Source organism: Vallitalea sediminicola (genome assembly GCF_054408565.1).
In genome coordinates, this window is the sequence record NZ_BTPT01000029.1 from 40,149 (window position 1) to 56,592 (window position 16,444).

18 protein-coding genes and 1 riboswitch are annotated in these 16,444 nt (G+C 30.2%); of the genes, 4 read left to right on the forward strand and 14 right to left on the reverse strand.

Annotated features, from left to right (window positions below; all coding sequences use genetic code 11):
* The first annotated feature begins 22 nt into the window (after positions 1–22).
* Positions 23–463, forward strand: a complete 441-nt coding sequence (locus tag ACX6CF_RS13330) for an Lrp/AsnC family transcriptional regulator (protein WP_458785832.1) — start codon at positions 23–25, stop codon at positions 461–463.
* A gap of 79 nt (positions 464–542) precedes the next feature.
* Here the strand turns inward: ACX6CF_RS13330 and ribH are convergent, their stop codons facing one another.
* The 4 genes from ribH to ribD all read right to left on the reverse strand — a co-directional run bounded on the left by ribH (position 543) and on the right by ribD (position 4,183).
* Positions 543–1,007 (reverse strand): 6,7-dimethyl-8-ribityllumazine synthase, encoded by a 465-nt coding sequence (gene ribH, locus ACX6CF_RS13335; RefSeq protein WP_458785833.1) that lies wholly within the window; start codon positions 1,005–1,007, stop codon positions 543–545.
* Between the two features lie 84 nt (positions 1,008–1,091).
* Positions 1,092–2,288, reverse strand: coding sequence for a bifunctional 3,4-dihydroxy-2-butanone-4-phosphate synthase/GTP cyclohydrolase II (locus tag ACX6CF_RS13340; RefSeq protein WP_458785834.1), 1,197 nt, complete (start codon positions 2,286–2,288; stop codon positions 1,092–1,094).
* Positions 2,289–2,387: 99 nt separating this feature from the next.
* Positions 2,388–3,035 carry a riboflavin synthase gene (locus tag ACX6CF_RS13345; protein ID WP_458785835.1) on the reverse strand — a complete coding sequence of 216 codons (648 nt, stop codon included), beginning with the start codon at positions 3,033–3,035 and terminating at the stop codon, positions 2,388–2,390.
* Complete coding sequence (ribD, locus tag ACX6CF_RS13350; RefSeq protein ID WP_458785836.1) at positions 3,020–4,183, reverse strand: bifunctional diaminohydroxyphosphoribosylaminopyrimidine deaminase/5-amino-6-(5-phosphoribosylamino)uracil reductase RibD; 1,164 nt, start codon at positions 4,181–4,183, stop codon at positions 3,020–3,022. Before ribD ends, ACX6CF_RS13345 begins: the two co-directional genes overlap by 16 nt.
* Positions 4,184–4,537: 354 nt before the next feature.
* Positions 4,538–4,649: riboswitch (FMN riboswitch) on the reverse strand.
* 237 nt (positions 4,650–4,886) lie between these two features.
* Here ribD and ACX6CF_RS13355 point away from each other — a divergent pair.
* A complete protein-coding gene (locus tag ACX6CF_RS13355) occupies positions 4,887–6,392 on the forward strand; it encodes a S41 family peptidase (RefSeq protein WP_458785837.1) in 1,506 nt (501 codons plus the stop codon).
* Positions 6,393–6,586: 194 nt separating this feature from the next.
* A complete protein-coding gene (locus ACX6CF_RS13360) occupies positions 6,587–6,808 on the forward strand; it encodes a hypothetical protein (RefSeq protein ID WP_458785838.1) in 222 nt (73 codons plus the stop codon).
* Positions 6,809–6,834: 26 nt separating this feature from the next.
* Here the strand turns inward: ACX6CF_RS13360 and ACX6CF_RS13365 are convergent, their stop codons facing one another.
* From ACX6CF_RS13365 to uxuA, 8 genes are all read right to left on the reverse strand, one after another.
* Complete coding sequence (locus ACX6CF_RS13365; protein ID WP_458785839.1) at positions 6,835–6,981, reverse strand: XkdX family protein; 147 nt, start codon at positions 6,979–6,981, stop codon at positions 6,835–6,837.
* Positions 6,981–7,325, reverse strand: coding sequence for a hypothetical protein (locus ACX6CF_RS13370; RefSeq protein WP_458785840.1), 345 nt, complete (start codon positions 7,323–7,325; stop codon positions 6,981–6,983). The genes ACX6CF_RS13365 and ACX6CF_RS13370 overlap by 1 nt, the downstream gene beginning before the upstream one ends.
* Positions 7,325–8,224 carry a hypothetical protein gene (locus tag ACX6CF_RS13375; RefSeq protein WP_458785841.1) on the reverse strand — a complete coding sequence of 300 codons (900 nt, stop codon included), beginning with the start codon at positions 8,222–8,224 and terminating at the stop codon, positions 7,325–7,327. The genes ACX6CF_RS13370 and ACX6CF_RS13375 overlap by 1 nt, the downstream gene beginning before the upstream one ends.
* Positions 8,225–8,482: 258 nt before the next feature.
* Positions 8,483–9,034 (reverse strand): LemA family protein, encoded by a 552-nt coding sequence (locus ACX6CF_RS13380; RefSeq protein ID WP_458785842.1) that lies wholly within the window; start codon positions 9,032–9,034, stop codon positions 8,483–8,485.
* 83 nt (positions 9,035–9,117) lie between these two features.
* Positions 9,118–10,080: a DUF3137 domain-containing protein gene (locus tag ACX6CF_RS13385; protein WP_458785843.1), complete on the reverse strand. Its 963-nt coding sequence runs from the start codon at positions 10,078–10,080 to the stop codon at positions 9,118–9,120.
* A gap of 47 nt (positions 10,081–10,127) precedes the next feature.
* On the reverse strand, positions 10,128–10,925 hold the full coding sequence (locus tag ACX6CF_RS13390; protein WP_458785844.1) for an alpha/beta hydrolase: 798 nt from the start codon (positions 10,923–10,925) through the stop codon (positions 10,128–10,130).
* A gap of 266 nt (positions 10,926–11,191) precedes the next feature.
* Positions 11,192–12,799: a mannitol dehydrogenase family protein gene (locus ACX6CF_RS13395; protein WP_458785845.1), complete on the reverse strand. Its 1,608-nt coding sequence runs from the start codon at positions 12,797–12,799 to the stop codon at positions 11,192–11,194.
* Positions 12,783–13,874, reverse strand: coding sequence for a mannonate dehydratase (gene uxuA / locus ACX6CF_RS13400; RefSeq protein WP_458785846.1), 1,092 nt, complete (start codon positions 13,872–13,874; stop codon positions 12,783–12,785). The genes ACX6CF_RS13395 and uxuA overlap by 17 nt, the downstream gene beginning before the upstream one ends.
* A 339-nt stretch (positions 13,875–14,213) precedes the next feature.
* Here uxuA and ACX6CF_RS13405 point away from each other — a divergent pair, with 339 nt between their 5' ends.
* A complete protein-coding gene (locus ACX6CF_RS13405; protein ID WP_458785847.1) occupies positions 14,214–14,870 on the forward strand; it encodes a GntR family transcriptional regulator in 657 nt (218 codons plus the stop codon).
* 95 nt (positions 14,871–14,965) lie between these two features.
* On the opposite strand, the gene ACX6CF_RS13410 is transcribed toward ACX6CF_RS13405, so the two are convergent.
* Together ACX6CF_RS13410 and ACX6CF_RS13415 are read right to left on the reverse strand one after the other, a co-directional pair.
* Positions 14,966–15,847, reverse strand: coding sequence for an RsiV family protein (locus ACX6CF_RS13410; RefSeq protein WP_458785848.1), 882 nt, complete (start codon positions 15,845–15,847; stop codon positions 14,966–14,968).
* Between the two features lie 17 nt (positions 15,848–15,864).
* Positions 15,865–16,350 carry a sigma-70 family RNA polymerase sigma factor gene (locus tag ACX6CF_RS13415; RefSeq protein ID WP_458785849.1) on the reverse strand — a complete coding sequence of 162 codons (486 nt, stop codon included), beginning with the start codon at positions 16,348–16,350 and terminating at the stop codon, positions 15,865–15,867.
* Positions 16,351–16,444: the final 94 nt, after the last annotated feature.

Genomic DNA, 16,444 nt, shown 5'->3' on the forward strand with positions numbered 1-16,444 from the left:
ATTATTTTATAGGAGGGATGAAATGGATTCAACCGACTACGATATTATTAGATATTTGCAAGATGACGGAAGAATGCCCATGAAAGTATTAGCAGAAAAAGTTTCACTAACTCCACCTGCTGTTGCTGAAAGGGTAAGAAAACTAGAAAAGAGTGGCATAATCGTTGGCTATAGAGCTATTGTTAATCCAAAGAAATTAGGAAAAACAGTAACAGCTATTATAAACATTTCAATTAAATCCGCTAAAAGAAAAGAGTTCTTAGCACTAGTTCAAGAGAACAAAAAAATTATTGAATGTCATCATGTAACTGGAAAATACTCCATGACGATTAAGGTATTATGTCAAAACACATCTGACCTAGAATATTTAATTGGCAAAATACAACAATATGGGAGTACAGAAACGCTTATTATTTTATCTAGCCCAATTGAATTCAAATCATTGAATTTTGACTATGAATAACCAAAAGTACATAAATTAACAAAAAGGGTATTCAAAAAGCATTAAGTTTTTTGAATATCCTTTTTATCTATAACTTCTATTAGTTAATGTTATGAAGCAGATTAGACATTTCTATTGCTGTCATACCAGCTTCAAATCCCTTATTCCCTGCTTTTGTTCCTGCTCTTTCAATAGCCTGCTCAATTGTATCAGTTGTCAATACTCCAAATATGATAGGTACCTCAGTGCTAAGTGAAACATTAGCAATCCCCTTAGATACTTCACTTGCCACAAAATCAAAATGTGCTGTAGCTCCCCTTATAACAGCTCCTAGGCAAATAACACCATCGTACTTATTGGTTTTAGCCATCCTCTTAGCTATTAATGGTATCTCAAATGCTCCTGGTGCCCATGCAATTGAAATATCTTCATTAGATACCCCATGTCTTGTTAGTGAATCAATTGCACCTTCCAATAATTTACTAGATATAAATTCATTGAACCTACCTACCACAATACCAAATTTCAGACCTTCTCCTATTAATTTACCTTCGTATGTAATCATATCAATTCTATTCCTTTCTGAATATATATTTTTTAGATAAATTGAATTAAACACTTGCTATAGAACCTCGAATACTAATAAAAACTATAAATTTAATATATGTCCCATCTTTTGTTTTTTCACCTTTAAATAATGGACATTATTCTTGTTATATGTAATCTCTATTGGCATCCTCTCCACAACATGAATATTATATTTCTCTATACCATTGATTTTATCAGGATTATTAGTCATCAATCTTACTTTATCTATACCAAGATCTTTTAATATCTGAGCACTGACACTATATTCTCTTAAATCATCTTTGAATCCCAGAGCAAGATTGGCATCTACTGTGTCTAGACCTCCATCTTGTAATTGGTAAGCCATAATTTTATTAACCAATCCAATTCCTCTGCCCTCTTGTCTCATATAAATAATGACACCTTTTTCTTCCTTACTTATTCTTTTCATGGCTTCATCAAGTTGTTCTCCACAATCACATCTAGTAGAACCTAATACATCACCGGTTAGACATTCTGAATGTATTCTGACTAGAACAGGTTCACTATCATTTATTTTTCCCTTAACCAATGCTATATGCTCTTCGCCTGTTATTTTATTTATATATCCATATAGATGAAAACTGCCATATTTTGTTGGTAACTTAGCAATAGCTTTTCTTTCAATAATCTTTTCATGTTGTTTTCGATATTCGATCAGATCTTCTATTGATATTATTTTAAGATTATGTTTCTGTGCAAATTCCATTAATTGTGGCAACCTTGCCATAGTTCCATCTTCATTTACAATTTCACATATAACCCCTGCTGGATACATATCTGCTATTCTGGTTATATCTACGGCAGCTTCTGTATGACCATTTCTTTCAAATACACCATTATCTCTGGCTATCAATGGAAAAATGTGACCAGGTCTTGTAAACTTATCCCCAGTTATATTTTTATCTACTAACTTATTAACAGTTTCACATCTTTCGTAAGCTGATACTCCTGTAGTTGATTCATAATAATCTACTGATACAGTAAAAGCAGTTTTTTTGGAGTCAGTATTTTTATCAACCATTAATGGTATGTTTAATTCATTAAGTCTTTCTTCCAACATAGGAACACATACGATTCCTCTTGCATTCGTTATCATAAAATTCATTATTTCAGGAGTGATTTTCTCAGCTGCTACAAATAAATCTCCCTCATTTTCTCTATTCTCATCATCTACTACAATTATCATTTTACCTTGCTTAATATCTTCTATTGCTTCTTCAATAGTATTGAATTTCATTCTTTTCACCTCTAAATTTATTTATTTTCTATATTTGATATCTAATATAATTTCCATTAATACCTTACGGTATAAATATAATTTTTCTTATACCATTAATTACATGAACCCATTTGACCTGAGAAAATCTTTATTTATTAACGGTTCACTCTTATCTGTGTTATTATGCAACATACTTTCTACGTATTTTCCAATGACATCGCATTCAATATTAACTGTATCACCTATTTTCTTCTTTAGAATAGTCGTATCCATGCCGGTTAAAGGTATTATGGATACTTGAAAACTATCCGTGGAAATATCAGTAACTGTCAAACTTATCCCATCTACAGCAACCGAACCCTTATAGATAATATATTTTCTAAGGTCTTTTGAAATATTAATAGTTACTCTTGTTGCGTTGTCATCTTTCAATAGACTTTTTATTGTCCCTATACTGTCAATATGTCCTGTAACAATATGTCCACCAAACCTATCCCCTACTCTTAAAGCAGGTTCTAAATTAACTGAGTGTTTATTTTGCAGATGTTTTATATTGGTCAATGACATAGTTTCAGGCATAACATCAACTGTAAAGGTATTTTTATTATAGGTTGTTACCGTTAAGCAAACGCCATTTACAGCAATACTATCGCCTACTCTAATATCATTAAAGAGATTATTGGCTTTTATAGTTAGTCTCGCTGAATGTTTTCCATTTTCTATTTTAATTATCTCTCCGATTTCATTAATTAACCCTGTGAACATTTGCAGCCCTCCCCATTAACCTTTCCCTTGATTAATATATCCTCACCTATTTTTTCTAATTGGATATCTTTTAGGGTATATGCATCTTTTATCTGTGTAATCCCTTTTCCTCCTATTGGTGTTATCGCTTGTTGTCCCCCAATAAGTTTTGGAGCAATAAAAGCATATACTTCGTCGATTATACCTGCTTCTAGACAACTATAATTCAACTCGCTCCCTCCTTCTAATAAAATACTGTCAACTTCCATTTTCCCTAATATAGTCATTAACTTATTCATATCAACTCTATTATTCTTTTTATCAATCATTAGGATAGTGATACCCATTTTTTCTAGTGCTTTCATTTTTTCTATAGATGCATCATTAGTTGTTGCAATAATTGTTTTTCCTTTTTCTGATAGTACTCTGGCCTGTAGAGGAATCCGGCATTTTGTATCAACTATAATTCGTATGGGATTAACACCTGTTTGGTTAGTTAATCTAGTTGTTAATAATGGATTATCAACTATAACAGTACCTATACCTACCATTATTGCTGAAACCTGATGTCTTATTTCATGTACATATTCTCTTGATCTATCACTAGTTATCCATTTGGAATCGCCTGTTACAGTAGCGATTTTTCCATCTAGTGTCATAGCTGTTTTCATAATGCAGTAGGGCTTTTGGGTTGTTATATACTTAATAAATATTTTATTTAATTCTTGTATCTCATCTTGGCAGATACCACAAGTAACTGAAATGTTATTATCTCTAAGTATTTTGATTCCTTTTCCAGATACTAATGGATTAGGGTCTTTCATACCTACTATTACCTGTTTTATTCCACTTTTTATTATTGCGTTAACACAAGGTGGAGTTTTACCATAGTGAGAACAGGGTTCAAGAGTAACGTACATAGTGGCTCCTTTTGTTCTTTTTTTGCAGTTATTAAGAGCGTTGATTTCAGCATGGTTATGACCTATTTTTTCATGATAGCCTTCACCTATTATTAAGTCGTCTTTTACGATAACGGCTCCAACAAGTGGATTTGGGTTAACATATCCTATACCTTTTTTAGATAGGTCTATGGCTCTTTGCATGTACTTAATATGTTCATTGTAAGTATTTTCTTTGTTTTTTAGTTCCTGGGGATTTAATTGTTCCATTGCAATTTATCTACCTCCTAATACAAAGTATTCGTAACATAATGTTACGTGGTTATACTAATTGTAAGTAGAAATCTGCAAGGTTGATTGATGTGAGAAGTGATTTTTTTGATTTGCAATAGATAATAAAATGATAGTTAGTATCTATTGTTAAATACTGATGTATGTATAATTAATTATAATTTCATACAATTAATTCATATAAAATATAATTAATTGTTATGCATCAAAAAACCTTGAAGAAAAAATTCTCCAAGGTTATATATTCATACATGAGTTAGTCAAATGAAATATTAATAAATATAATTAACATTGACTAATTAATAACAAAAGTCTTCAAATAAACTTTTTTGTTATTTCCTTCTCTCATCCAGACTTTACTGTCGGTCTTGGAATTTCACCAAGTCAGTTTTCACTCGCGGACTTTACCGCCGGTCGGGAATTACACCCTGCCCTGAAGGTTTCTATTTAATTTTTTTAAGTATAACATATTTTGCTTGTAAAAATCAATCCCATATACTTAATATTACTATGATAAACAAGAAAAAGTTCAGATAAATTTAAGAAATAATTAAGATTAATCATCTATTATATAATTATGGTAATTGATTCCATAACTCATCTTTATAAAGTAATACTTATAAAGATACGAAATTAATCTAAACAAAAAACATATTAAAAGTCAATAGGGAGGATACAACAAATGAAAAGAATAATCAGTAGTGTTATCATCATCTGCATGTTATCGTTTACGGCAACAACTGCTTATGGAGAAGAACTAAAGTATAGCAAAGAGGCATACCTAGCAGATTTACAAGTTTTTGAAGAACTATTAGAAAAGAATCATGGTAATCTATATGAAAGTGTAAAAAAAGAAAAACTAGACGAACTATTTTTAAAAGCCAAATCCAAGATAAATGACAAAACAACCATTCGTGATTTTTACAATGAGTTATCGTATATTGTCAATGCCATCAATGATGGTCATACATCTATCATGTCAAGCGAGAGATTTTCATTAAATACAAACGAGGATAAATCATATCTACCATTGAAAATTAAATTTATTAATAAAAAAATGTATTGTGATTTTATTAATAATTATATTCCTGTAGGCTCTGAAATTCTAGAAATAAATGGCGATAAAGTACCTGATATCGTATCCAAATTAATGTATTCTACTGGAACTGAAACTGGAACAAATGGATTAACCTATAAAATCCTAGAAGATATGCTTGACTCTCTATATCCACAAATGATTAAGTATACAGGTAAACATACAATTAAATTTAAAAATATGAAGGATAATAAGATTAAAACAGTGATCATTAAATCTGAAGATGTGGATACACAGAAAATATATACTTTCGCACATTCCAATTATATTAAAAACTCTTATGGTAATCCACTAGAACCGTTAAAAGCAGAATTCTATCCAGAAAAAAATGCTGCTGTTCTTAGAATTTTTACTTTTGCTCCTAGTGATTACGATGGTTTTAAATTATATGTTGATAAATTCTTTGAAGATGTTAACTACCATAAAATAAAAAATATAATCTTTGACGTACGAGGAAATTTAGGTGGAGATCTTGAACTTCTAAATTACATATTGGCATATTTAAAATCAGAACCATTTAATGCTATACTAAGTGAAACTATTAAAGATTATGACTTGGTAAGAAATGATTTGCTCACAACTGAAAGTCAACAAAGCATGGAAAGTTTTACAGAAATGACAGATTCTCTATCAGAACTTGAAGGAATGACAGAAGAACAATTGGCAGAAGAAGGAGTTAAACTTATAAAAGATGATCTTTATTCTTATGAGTTAGAGAAAGTTGAACCTATGAAAGAAAATAATTTCAAAGGTAATGTATATGCTCTAGTGGACGGAGGGTCATTTTCTTGTGGATCTATCTTCCCTCAAAGAATTCAAGAGTTGAAAAAAGGATATTTAGTGGGGGAAGAAGCCTCTGGAAATTACTATAGCACAACAGCAGGTATTCTTCCTACATGGTATCTTCCAAATACAAAATTACAACTGACTATACCATTGCAGCAACTAGTTATGCACGAAGAACCAGTTAAAAATATACCTCTTACATCTGGGGTTAAACCTGATTATCCAGTAGAGTTGACCTATGATGATTATATGAAAAAAATAGATACTCAGCTTGAATACGTTTATAAGCTTATTAAACAACAATAAAAGTCAAAAGCTATTTAAGAATATTTTTAGAGATAAGTAAAAGCCTATAATCCTTGTTATATAAGAGGTTTAGGCTTTTTGTTTTTCTTGATTTTCAAAGATGAAAGCATATCATATTTTGCTTGTTGTTCTAAGCTTGTATATTTGGACATATACTCTTATAAATATAATTTTTATATAAAAAGGTGATAAATATGACAAGTTACTTACCACCATTAATATTATTAAATTTAGCTCTAATGCTTCTCATTATATATAAAGTATTATCTCTTGTTAAATTAGATAAGATCAAAAAAATCAATACATATACTGAAGCTAAAACTATATTTGGTACTTTTAAACATTATATTCATTTTATATTTTCACCTTCAGAAGAAGATCATGGTGATAAAGGTGAAAATAATGATGATGGATAATTGTATTTTTAATGCATAAAAGTATCCTATGACGCACTAAAATCTAATCCAGTAATAGTTTTATATTCTTCTTCTGTAATTTCTCCAAATTTATTAATTTCTGTTTTTACAGCCCCCTTTAATTGTTCCGCGTCTATACAATTCATATTATAAGCCATTTTCCAAAAATTCATTATACCTCACTCCCTTTAATCTTAATAATATCTAATTTAACACTAGCTAATTCTTTTGTTATTTCACTAATAACATTGTTTTTTTGAATATTTCTTAACTTTTCTTCTGCTAGTTCCTTAATTATTTCTTCCTTCTGTAAATTTTTAGTATCTTCATCTGATATATCCCATTTAACCCCTTTATCAAGGGAGAATATAGAAAAGTTATTTATATCATTGAATCTAAAAATTTCTCTACTCCCTGTAATCCCTATTATTGAACTTGAAGTCTTTACTAGTCTTTCAACTTCAATTATTCTATTATCCATTCTGAAATATTTATCATAAATTTTAAGCTTTTTCATTATTTGATAACACTCCCAATTCCAATAAACTCATTTGCTATATTTCCTGTTGGTTGAGGTCCTCTTTTTCCAATAACAGAATTAATATCAGCATAAAGCCCATACTCTTCACCAGTACCCTGATTGTAATTGCTATATATAGAACTAAAATACCTTGCTTTAATACAAGTATTACAATTAAAGAATGTGCAATATATTACACTACAATTTGTTAATGTAAAACAAATACATTTCTTAATTATACAATTGTTTATGTATAAACAATTACAATTTGTAAAGTATGAAGTTTCAGTTAAAGTAAAATTTCTAATTACTATGCCACTACCATTACTTTCTGAACTATTAAATGCTCTTAAGTTAAGCTGTCCATTAATTTCAGAATGGAGGGTTAGAGGTTCTATAATGAATGGTAGATATCCATTATTTTTATACCCTGTTAAATTAATATTTGAATTATAGTTTCCTTTTATTTTTATAGTATACTTTCTTATTGCAAAATAGGGTATGAGCTCAAAAGCCTTTTCAACAGTTTTAAAAGCTGTGTTTTCTGTTAAACCATTATTGGAATCATTTCCATAATTATTATCTACATAATACACAATATTTGAAACACTTTTATCTATTAACTTCGCAATATCAGCCATACCCGTACTAACCTCATTAACCGCCCCAACCAAACTACTCTTTTCCTCAGTCTTTAACTCACTCTTATCACCTACATCCTCTTTAACTTCATTAACAACCTCACTATTTCCTCTTATCCTCCCTTCCTGTTCATCATATTTACTATCAATCTTATCCCAATTATCATTTAACATAGTCTTAATGTTAAATGTGGAATTACCATCTGTTTCTAAATCTACTTTATACAAATCCATATTTGATGTATATTGTGGCATTGTTGATACCTCCTAAATTGTTTATTATTTTATACTTCAATAACGTACGTATTAATTACTACCAAAAACATGTTTTGCTTGAATTAATAATAACATCATGCAACACGACATTAACACGACACGTTTTCCTAATCACAAACAATCGCTCTAAACCACATTAATACAACAAAAAAACTAAACAGTACAATATCAATTCATTGCACCGTTTAGTTCAATCACACCATAACACGACATTATAATTCCATTTTTATTCCCTTATCAAAACAAATCCTTCACACTAACATTTTCCCTCTCTTCACTACTAATGCTGAATACTTCCTCACTCTTAAAACCACCAATAGAAGCAATTACATTACTAGGGAAAGTCATGATACTATTATTATAATCAGTTACTGCTGAATTATAGAATCTTCTAGCCGCAGATAACTGCTCTTCCACTTCAAAAAGGGTCCTTTGTAGATTAACAAAATTAGTATTAGCTTTTAGGTCTGGATAATTTTCCACTGCTACATTGAATTCTTTCATAGCTGAGTTAGTCTGTTGGTCTAATTGTAATTTCTCATTATTACTTAGATTAGGACTACTTGCCTTAGTTCTTAACTCTGTAATACGAGTCAATAACTCTTTTTCATGCTGCATATACTCTTTAACAGTTGCTACAAGATTAGGAATCAAATCATAACGTTTTTTTAGTTGAACATCAATCCCTGCAAAAGCATTTTTTATTTGATTCTTCTTTCTAACAATACTGTTATACATCATAATACCAATTAAAAATATCAGTACAACTCCAATAACTGCATAAACCATTTTCATCTCTCCTTAACTTTTCTAGTATAGATAACTCTACACTGACTTAATTATCAACTTGCCATGATACCTTGGATAACTAATTAATAATCTTTATTCCATATATTATTATTAAGACTCAAATCTTCTATAATGTTAAAATAAAAATTCAATTGTTCATAATAGATTGTTAAATCTTCAAATCTTTCTAACGACTGTCCAAGACTTGCTTCTAGTAGGTTGTCATAAGTATATATTGTTAAATACATTTGATTGTTTTTAAAAGCAATCCTCATTTCTCCTTTGGTCTTATCTTTCAATCCTTTAAGTTTTTCCATGAAGCTAGGTGTTAATATGTATCTTGCTTCAATCTGATCTTCACTGTATACTTCAAATTCTTTTTCAAACTCTACATCTTCAAGCTTGACTCTACTGGTTCCTGACTTTCCTCCTATGCAATTCAATATTCCACTGTCTTTCAGTACATATGTTGAACTCTTGAATGATTTATTAAAATCAACTATCATAAAAACTCCTTTGAATATAGTTGAATAATGTGTTTTACCTTCGCTATCAGTATGTCTATCTTCAGTATGTAGTTCAGACATCCTCACATTAATGCCATTTCCATTTCTCTCATCTTCATCTGTTACAAATATAGTTCCAGAAATCAAGTCCTCTCCATTATATCTGTCATAACTTCCATAAAGATTGGATTGTTTATATTCTCTTTCTGTTATATGCTCTTTTGGTGTATAAGTTAAGTCTTCTCCAAAAAACTTGATAACTTCATTGATTATCTCTGTCTTGAATATCTTATTGAAATTACCACTAAAACTTGAAACAATTATTAATCCAATAATAATCAACCCAAATATAATGAATATTGCAAAGAGTGATCTTGTGGATGATATAATGATTATTGCTAATATTGCAGCTATGGAAAAATAGATAATCAAAGCTCTATTCCTCTTACTTCTTATTGCAGTTCTTTGTTGTTCAATATCATTTAACTTAGGTTTTAACCTATCATTATAAAAATTTTCATACTCTTGTAAAGACTTCATCAAAATTCCCCCTGATTAGTTATTATTAATCCTCATTATATAATCTATTAAATATCTAACCATTCAATAACGTGTTCAATCATCTTATTCCAGAAATCCCATGTATGTTCACCAGGACATTCTTCATAGGTAAGATTTAATCCTTTTGATTTAGCATAATCTCTAAAATTGATATTATCTTCATATAAGAAATCCTCTGTACCACAGCATTGATAGAAGTCTGGCATATCCTTGCCTTCAGCTATATTCTTATCCATAACGTAAAATAAGTCATTGCAGCTATCTTTCATTTCTTCATAACTCCCAAATATATTTCTTACTTCCTCCATTTGAAAAGAAATATTATCTGGTACTGGGTTATCTTTATTGGTTTTAATGTATTCCTCCATTTTTTCCATATTGCCAAGCATTCCTAATGCACCTGATAGACTAGCTGCTTTACTGAATTTATCAGAATGATTAAGAGCAAGTTTCATTGCACCGAATCCACCCATTGATAATCCTGCTACAAATGTATCTTCTCTTTTATCTGAGATAGGAAAGAATTCTCTAGCAACAGCAGGGAGTTCTTCACTTACGAAGGTAAAGTATTTATAACCATTCTTCATATCTGTGTAAAAACTTCTATGAACATTTGGCATTATGATTACCAATTCTTTATCTCTTACATAATTTTCGATCATGGTTCTTCTCTGCCAGTCTTTATGTCCTCCAGATAAGCCATGTAATAGATAGAGTACTGGATATTTCTTATTGGACCCTATACTTTTTTCTGGTAGAATAGCTATTAATTCAGTCGTTAAGTCGAGTACTTTGGAAGTAAAATTACATTCAATTAGTGCCATATTATTATCTCCTATTCGTATTTATTCTAAATTATATGACTTTATTTTATCAGATTATCATGTTTTAATCCATCACATTAATGAATTAATCTCTACATAAAAATCTACAACTTTATTATGATTAAGTAGTTTTTATATCAATAATGGTTGTATAGTAAAAAACAAGAATAAGTAGTTGATATAGTAATAGACCTAATAAAAAAATACATAAAAAAACCGAGACATCTACATACTCATGTCTCAGTTTCATTAATCTCTATTATCTCTTAACCAACATATTTTTGTAATGTACTACGTATAGCTCCAGTACCTTGAATCATTTCCATAAACATATCTTCAATCTTCTTACCTAGATTAACCTCATATAAATCAATACCAAATATTTTTTTATTAGATAGAATACCACTAATATCTGCTGTGGTATCTCCTAGCTTAATTCCTTCTACTAAGGCTTGTAAATCATCAATCAATGGGTCAGGACTAAGAACAAATTCCTTACCGTTATCATCAACACCTAATAGATATCTACACCAAGTTGCAATAGCCAATGGAATAGCTACTAAATCCTCTGGATTAAGGTCATCTCTTTTTACATAAGATTTTATTGTTTCACCAAATCTGATACCCATTTTCTGTGATGTATCTGTAGCAATCCTTTGAGGAGTATCTGGTATAAAAGGATTAGCAAACCTTTCGTTGACTACTTCATCCAAAAAGGCTTTTGGATTAACGATTCCTGGGTCAACAACAACTTTTAACCCTTCTTCATATCCAATAGTTGTAACAAATTTTTTCAATATTTCATCTTTCATTTCATCAGCTATCAAAGTATGTCCAAGTAAACATCCTGATACCGCCAATGCAGTATGTAAAGGATTAAGACACGTTGTTACTTTCATAGTTTCTACTTTATTAACTGTTTCTCTATCAGTAAATATGATTCCTGCTTCTTCAAGCATTGGTCTGCCATTGGTGAACTTATCTTCTATAACAAGATATTCGCTTACTTCAGCATTGACAAATGGTGCCATATAAGAATTCTTTGATGTAATAATTACATCCATATCTTCTATTCCTTCATTACATAAGGCTTCTTTTACTGTTTCTGATGGTCTTGGAGTTATTTTGTCAATCATTGATAATGGGAATGTTATTTTATTTTCATCTTCAAGATAATTGATGAAACCTTCTTCAACGAAACCTTTTCCTAACCATTCTTTTGCTATTGTTATTACTGCCTGTTTTAATTTATCTCCATTATGAGAACAATTATCCATACTAACGAATGTCATTGGGAATTTACCCTTTTGATATCTGCGATATGCTAATGAAGTAATTATACTCATAGTATGAAGAGGATTTTCTGGTCCATTTTCTATGTCTTTTTGTATAACTGTCATAAAACTACCAGAAGCATCTGTTAAGGAATATCCCTTTTCAGTTATAGTGAAACTTACCATTTGTAAGCTTGGATTCTCAAATATACTGACTAATCTTTCATTGTCGGAAGTCCTGTTCTTATCTGTTGTTATTCCTTCAACTATGCTACCAATAACTTTTTTGTTAAAATCACCGTTAGCATTCATTAATACTAATAATGTTAGATTATCATAAGGCTCATATACTTTGTCCATTACTTCAAAATCAAAGGATTCTACAGCCACTATTCCTGTATCTGCTTTACCTGTGTCAAGTAACTTTTGATTAGCATTAGCGATGAATCCTCTAAATATATTACCAGCTCCGAAATGTACCCACTTAGGTTCTTCTTTTGTTTTACTTAAAACAGTATTGTAATCAAACTTTGGTAATTCAACACCTATCGCTTCCCATGCTGATTTATTCTCTATGCTCTCTCTATTTAACTTTAACATCAAGCTCCTCCTTTCTCTTATCAAGACTATCCCATACACCAAACATATACATGACACCTAGAGCTCTATCATATAATCCGTAACCAGGTCTACAATTTTTTTCCTCACCCCATAGATGTCTACCATGGTCAGGACGAATGTATCCTTCAAAATCATTATCATGATATGCCTTCAACACTTCATATATATCTACACTACCGTCTTTTCCTCTATGAGATACTTCAATAAAATCTCCGTTTTCATAGACTTTGACATTACGTATATGTGCAAAATGTATTCGGTCATGGAATTCACGAATAATACCTGGTATATCATTGTCTTGGTTAGGTCCTAGAGAACCCGTACATAGAGTCAATCCATTATAAGGGCTGTCTACTAATTCAAGAAATCTCTTAATATGATCTCTACTGCGAATAATACGAGGTAATCCAAAAATAGGCCATGGTGGATCATCTGGATGAATAGCCATCTTCACATCATATTCCTCACATACTGGAATGATACGCTCAAGAAAATACTTCAAATTATCAAAGAGAATCTCTTCTGTCATTCCTTCATAAGCTTTAAATAAATCATCTAATTTTGCCATACGTTCTGGCTCCCAGCCAGGCATAGTGAATTCTCCTGCTCCATCTAGTATCTTCTGAGCCATTGTTTTAGGATCGTTTTTAATGGCATTCTTCTCATAGAACAGAGCATTAGAACCATCTGGCAATTCCTTGTATAATTCCGTTCTAGTCCAATCAAATATAGGCATAAAATTATAACATATAACTTTGACACCTACCTTGGATAGTTTCTTGATAGTATCAATGTAAATATCAATATACTTATCTCTGCTAGGTAAACCTAATTTTATATCATCATGAACATTTACACTTTCAACTACTGCTGGGCTTAATCCCTTGCTAGTTATTTGACTTACTACTTCTTCGATTCTATCTGTTTCCCATACTTCACCAGCCACTTTATCATGTAAAGACCAAACTGCTCCTGTAACTCCAGGAATCTGGCGAATATGGTCTAAGGTTATGGAGTCATTTCCTTCTCCATACCATCTCCATGTCATCTGCATAGTATTCCTCCTTGTATTCAATGCTATTAAAAAGTTTCAATAAATAATCTTAATCTGTTTATTTCTTAGGAAAATATCTTGTATACAAGTTCTTATAGTTTAATAGTATAATAAACATATACCTTTTGTCAATGTGTTTTTTTCATTTTTTCCTTTACCAATCATATATTTTTATGTATACTTGAATATATCGGTAAAACCTCTAATTGATTAATAATTAGACCACTTATTGCTTGGTAGATGTAATATAATTAAAAATACTTATCGTTAAACAATTAACTTGTATACTAGTTAATATTTTAACAATAGGTTCAACATATATAGAAAGTTGGAACTTAGATGGCATCAAAAAAGGAAGAAATTATAAAGCAACTGAAAGAAGAAATATTGTGTATGGAAATAAAACCAGGCACAATAATTAGTGAAACAACTCTATCTGAGCGTTTTCGGATATCTAGAACTCCCATTCGTGATATTCTAAAACAACTTTCTGGGGAAGGATATGTAGATATATACCCTCAAAAAGGCAGTATAGTTTCATACATCGATTTAGAATCTGTAGAACAGATTATATATCTTAGAAGTACACTTGAAAAGGAAATCATTAAAGAATTATCTCTAAATATCCCTTTAAAAGGATTGCATGAATTGAAAACCATCTTGACAAAACAGGAAGATTGTATAAAAAAACATGATTCCTTCAACGATTTCATGTATCTGGATGATGCTTTTCACAAAACTCTATTCACATTGGCTGGACGCACGTTTTTATGGGATATAATTCAACAATTTAATGCTCATTATATAAGATATCGAAAACTGAATATGTTAAAAGAAGAAAAACTTACTGAAATATTGGAAGAACATCAATTAATACTAAAGTATATCATTGATGGAAAAACAGATAAGATAGAACAACTTGTTCATCATCATATCCGTGCAGATGTAAATTCTTTCTATTTCCAAGAAAATTTTGATGAGTATATAAAAAAATAAACAGGAAGATAGAGTAGGTTGTGATAAACCTAGTCTATCTTCCAAAATTTGTGACCATCTCTCCAAATGTATTATTAGACAGCCCCATTATTTCTCTACTTAATATATTCATCTCCAACTAAAATATCAGATATAACCTCTGTTGGGATTACGAACTTAACTACTCCCATACATCCTGGAGCAACTTCATATTCATCAAATGAAATAACCAATTGATTTTTATCATCTATATAGAAGTTCTGATCACTAGCTATTTTATCATAACCAGTCTCACCTGTTTCTTTATCAGCAAAGAAATATGTCACATTCTCATCTGTTTTCATTTGTTGTTCCATTTGTTCTCTAATATTATTGCTGATTATTTCTATATATGAATCATCTTTGAATAGTGATGGTAGGGTTATTAGTATTTCTTTTTCTTTATCAATGGTATCATATTTTATCTTTTCACGAGATGAACCTTTCATTTCAACTATATATCTTTCTATAGCAAATATTTTATCAGTATCAGTTATCACGTTGTATCCACTGTTCACTGCTGAAGGTCCTTTATACTCCTCCTCATCTTTTATTTCATCCATGAATTTATTGTATAGTTCTTTACCCTCTTGGGTATATTTTTCATTTAAGCTAAGTTCTAATTCTTCATTTTCCAACCCATCAATGGAAGGTACCTTGATATTGGCTTCATGATTATCTTCATTGACCTTATATTCTCTGAATGTAAATACTTTTACTAGATTACTTATAATTGGAACATCTGATAAAGCTTTAGCAGATGATTCACTACAATTTATTACTGTTACAAATATAGCTAAGGAAGCAGCTACTGCTCCAACCCATCTTATTATATTATTTTTTCTCATATTTTTCTTAACTCCTTTTCTTATAGAATCCTTTACTATAAAATCCAATTTGTCTGATACAGGTATATTCATGTATTCATTTTTTAGCTTTTCTAATTTTTTATCACTCATAATTTACCTCCTAAAAGTTAAGCATCAAGCTTAATCCTTAATTTTTTAAGTGCAGAGTATAATCTGGTTTTTATAGTATTTACATTTTCATTCAACACATTTGCTATTTCCTCAATCTTCAGCCCTTCAAAGTATCTAAGTACTATAATACTTCGATAATCTACTGGTAAATCATCTAGAGCTCTTAATAAGTCTACATTCTGGTAATTATCATGTATTCCATCACTGTATTTTTCTAGGGTTACTTCATCTACTACATCTAACTTTTTCTGTTTACGTATATGGTCCAAAGAAGTATTAACTACTATTCTATAGAACCAAGTATTAATATAATCAGGATTCTTTAGTTTATTTATAGATGAAAGAGCTTTATAAATAGATTCTTGTACTATGTCCAATGTATCATCTGGATTTTTTACATAGCTATACGCCAATCTATAATATTTTTCTTTATTATCGATAATATAATTTGCAACTATTTTTTCTAAATCCCTTTTTCTCATAATTGAATAAAGCTCCTCACTGATACGTATCATAAATTGTCTGACACTATATAGACGTATAGCTATTAAAAAAAGTTTTACCTATTTTAAATTC

Excerpts from the sequence above, each read along its gene's own strand:
- ACX6CF_RS13330 (WP_458785832.1), top strand. The coding sequence starts at position 23 with ATGGATTCAACCGACTACGATATTATTAGATATTTGCAAGATGACGGA.
- ribH (WP_458785833.1), bottom strand. The coding sequence starts at position 1,007 with ATGATTACATACGAAGGTAAATTAATAGGAGAAGGTCTGAAATTTGGT.
- ACX6CF_RS13340 (WP_458785834.1), bottom strand. The coding sequence starts at position 2,288 with ATGAAATTCAATACTATTGAAGAAGCAATAGAAGATATTAAGCAAGGT.
- ACX6CF_RS13345 (WP_458785835.1), bottom strand. The coding sequence starts at position 3,035 with ATGTTCACAGGGTTAATTAATGAAATCGGAGAGATAATTAAAATAGAA.
- ribD (WP_458785836.1), bottom strand. The coding sequence starts at position 4,183 with ATGGAACAATTAAATCCCCAGGAACTAAAAAACAAAGAAAATACTTAC.
- ACX6CF_RS13355 (WP_458785837.1), top strand. The coding sequence starts at position 4,887 with ATGAAAAGAATAATCAGTAGTGTTATCATCATCTGCATGTTATCGTTT.
- ACX6CF_RS13360 (WP_458785838.1), top strand. The coding sequence starts at position 6,587 with ATGACAAGTTACTTACCACCATTAATATTATTAAATTTAGCTCTAATG.
- ACX6CF_RS13365 (WP_458785839.1), bottom strand. The coding sequence starts at position 6,981 with ATGAATTTTTGGAAAATGGCTTATAATATGAATTGTATAGACGCGGAA.
- ACX6CF_RS13370 (WP_458785840.1), bottom strand. The coding sequence starts at position 7,325 with ATGAAAAAGCTTAAAATTTATGATAAATATTTCAGAATGGATAATAGA.
- ACX6CF_RS13375 (WP_458785841.1), bottom strand. The coding sequence starts at position 8,224 with ATGCCACAATATACATCAAATATGGATTTGTATAAAGTAGATTTAGAA.
- ACX6CF_RS13380 (WP_458785842.1), bottom strand. The coding sequence starts at position 9,034 with ATGGTTTATGCAGTTATTGGAGTTGTACTGATATTTTTAATTGGTATT.
- ACX6CF_RS13385 (WP_458785843.1), bottom strand. The coding sequence starts at position 10,080 with ATGAAGTCTTTACAAGAGTATGAAAATTTTTATAATGATAGGTTAAAA.
- ACX6CF_RS13390 (WP_458785844.1), bottom strand. The coding sequence starts at position 10,925 with ATGGCACTAATTGAATGTAATTTTACTTCCAAAGTACTCGACTTAACG.
- ACX6CF_RS13395 (WP_458785845.1), bottom strand. The coding sequence starts at position 12,799 with ATGTTAAAGTTAAATAGAGAGAGCATAGAGAATAAATCAGCATGGGAA.
- uxuA (WP_458785846.1), bottom strand. The coding sequence starts at position 13,874 with ATGCAGATGACATGGAGATGGTATGGAGAAGGAAATGACTCCATAACC.
- ACX6CF_RS13405 (WP_458785847.1), top strand. The coding sequence starts at position 14,214 with ATGGCATCAAAAAAGGAAGAAATTATAAAGCAACTGAAAGAAGAAATA.
- ACX6CF_RS13410 (WP_458785848.1), bottom strand. The coding sequence starts at position 15,847 with ATGAGTGATAAAAAATTAGAAAAGCTAAAAAATGAATACATGAATATA.
- ACX6CF_RS13415 (WP_458785849.1), bottom strand. The coding sequence starts at position 16,350 with ATGAGAAAAAGGGATTTAGAAAAAATAGTTGCAAATTATATTATCGAT.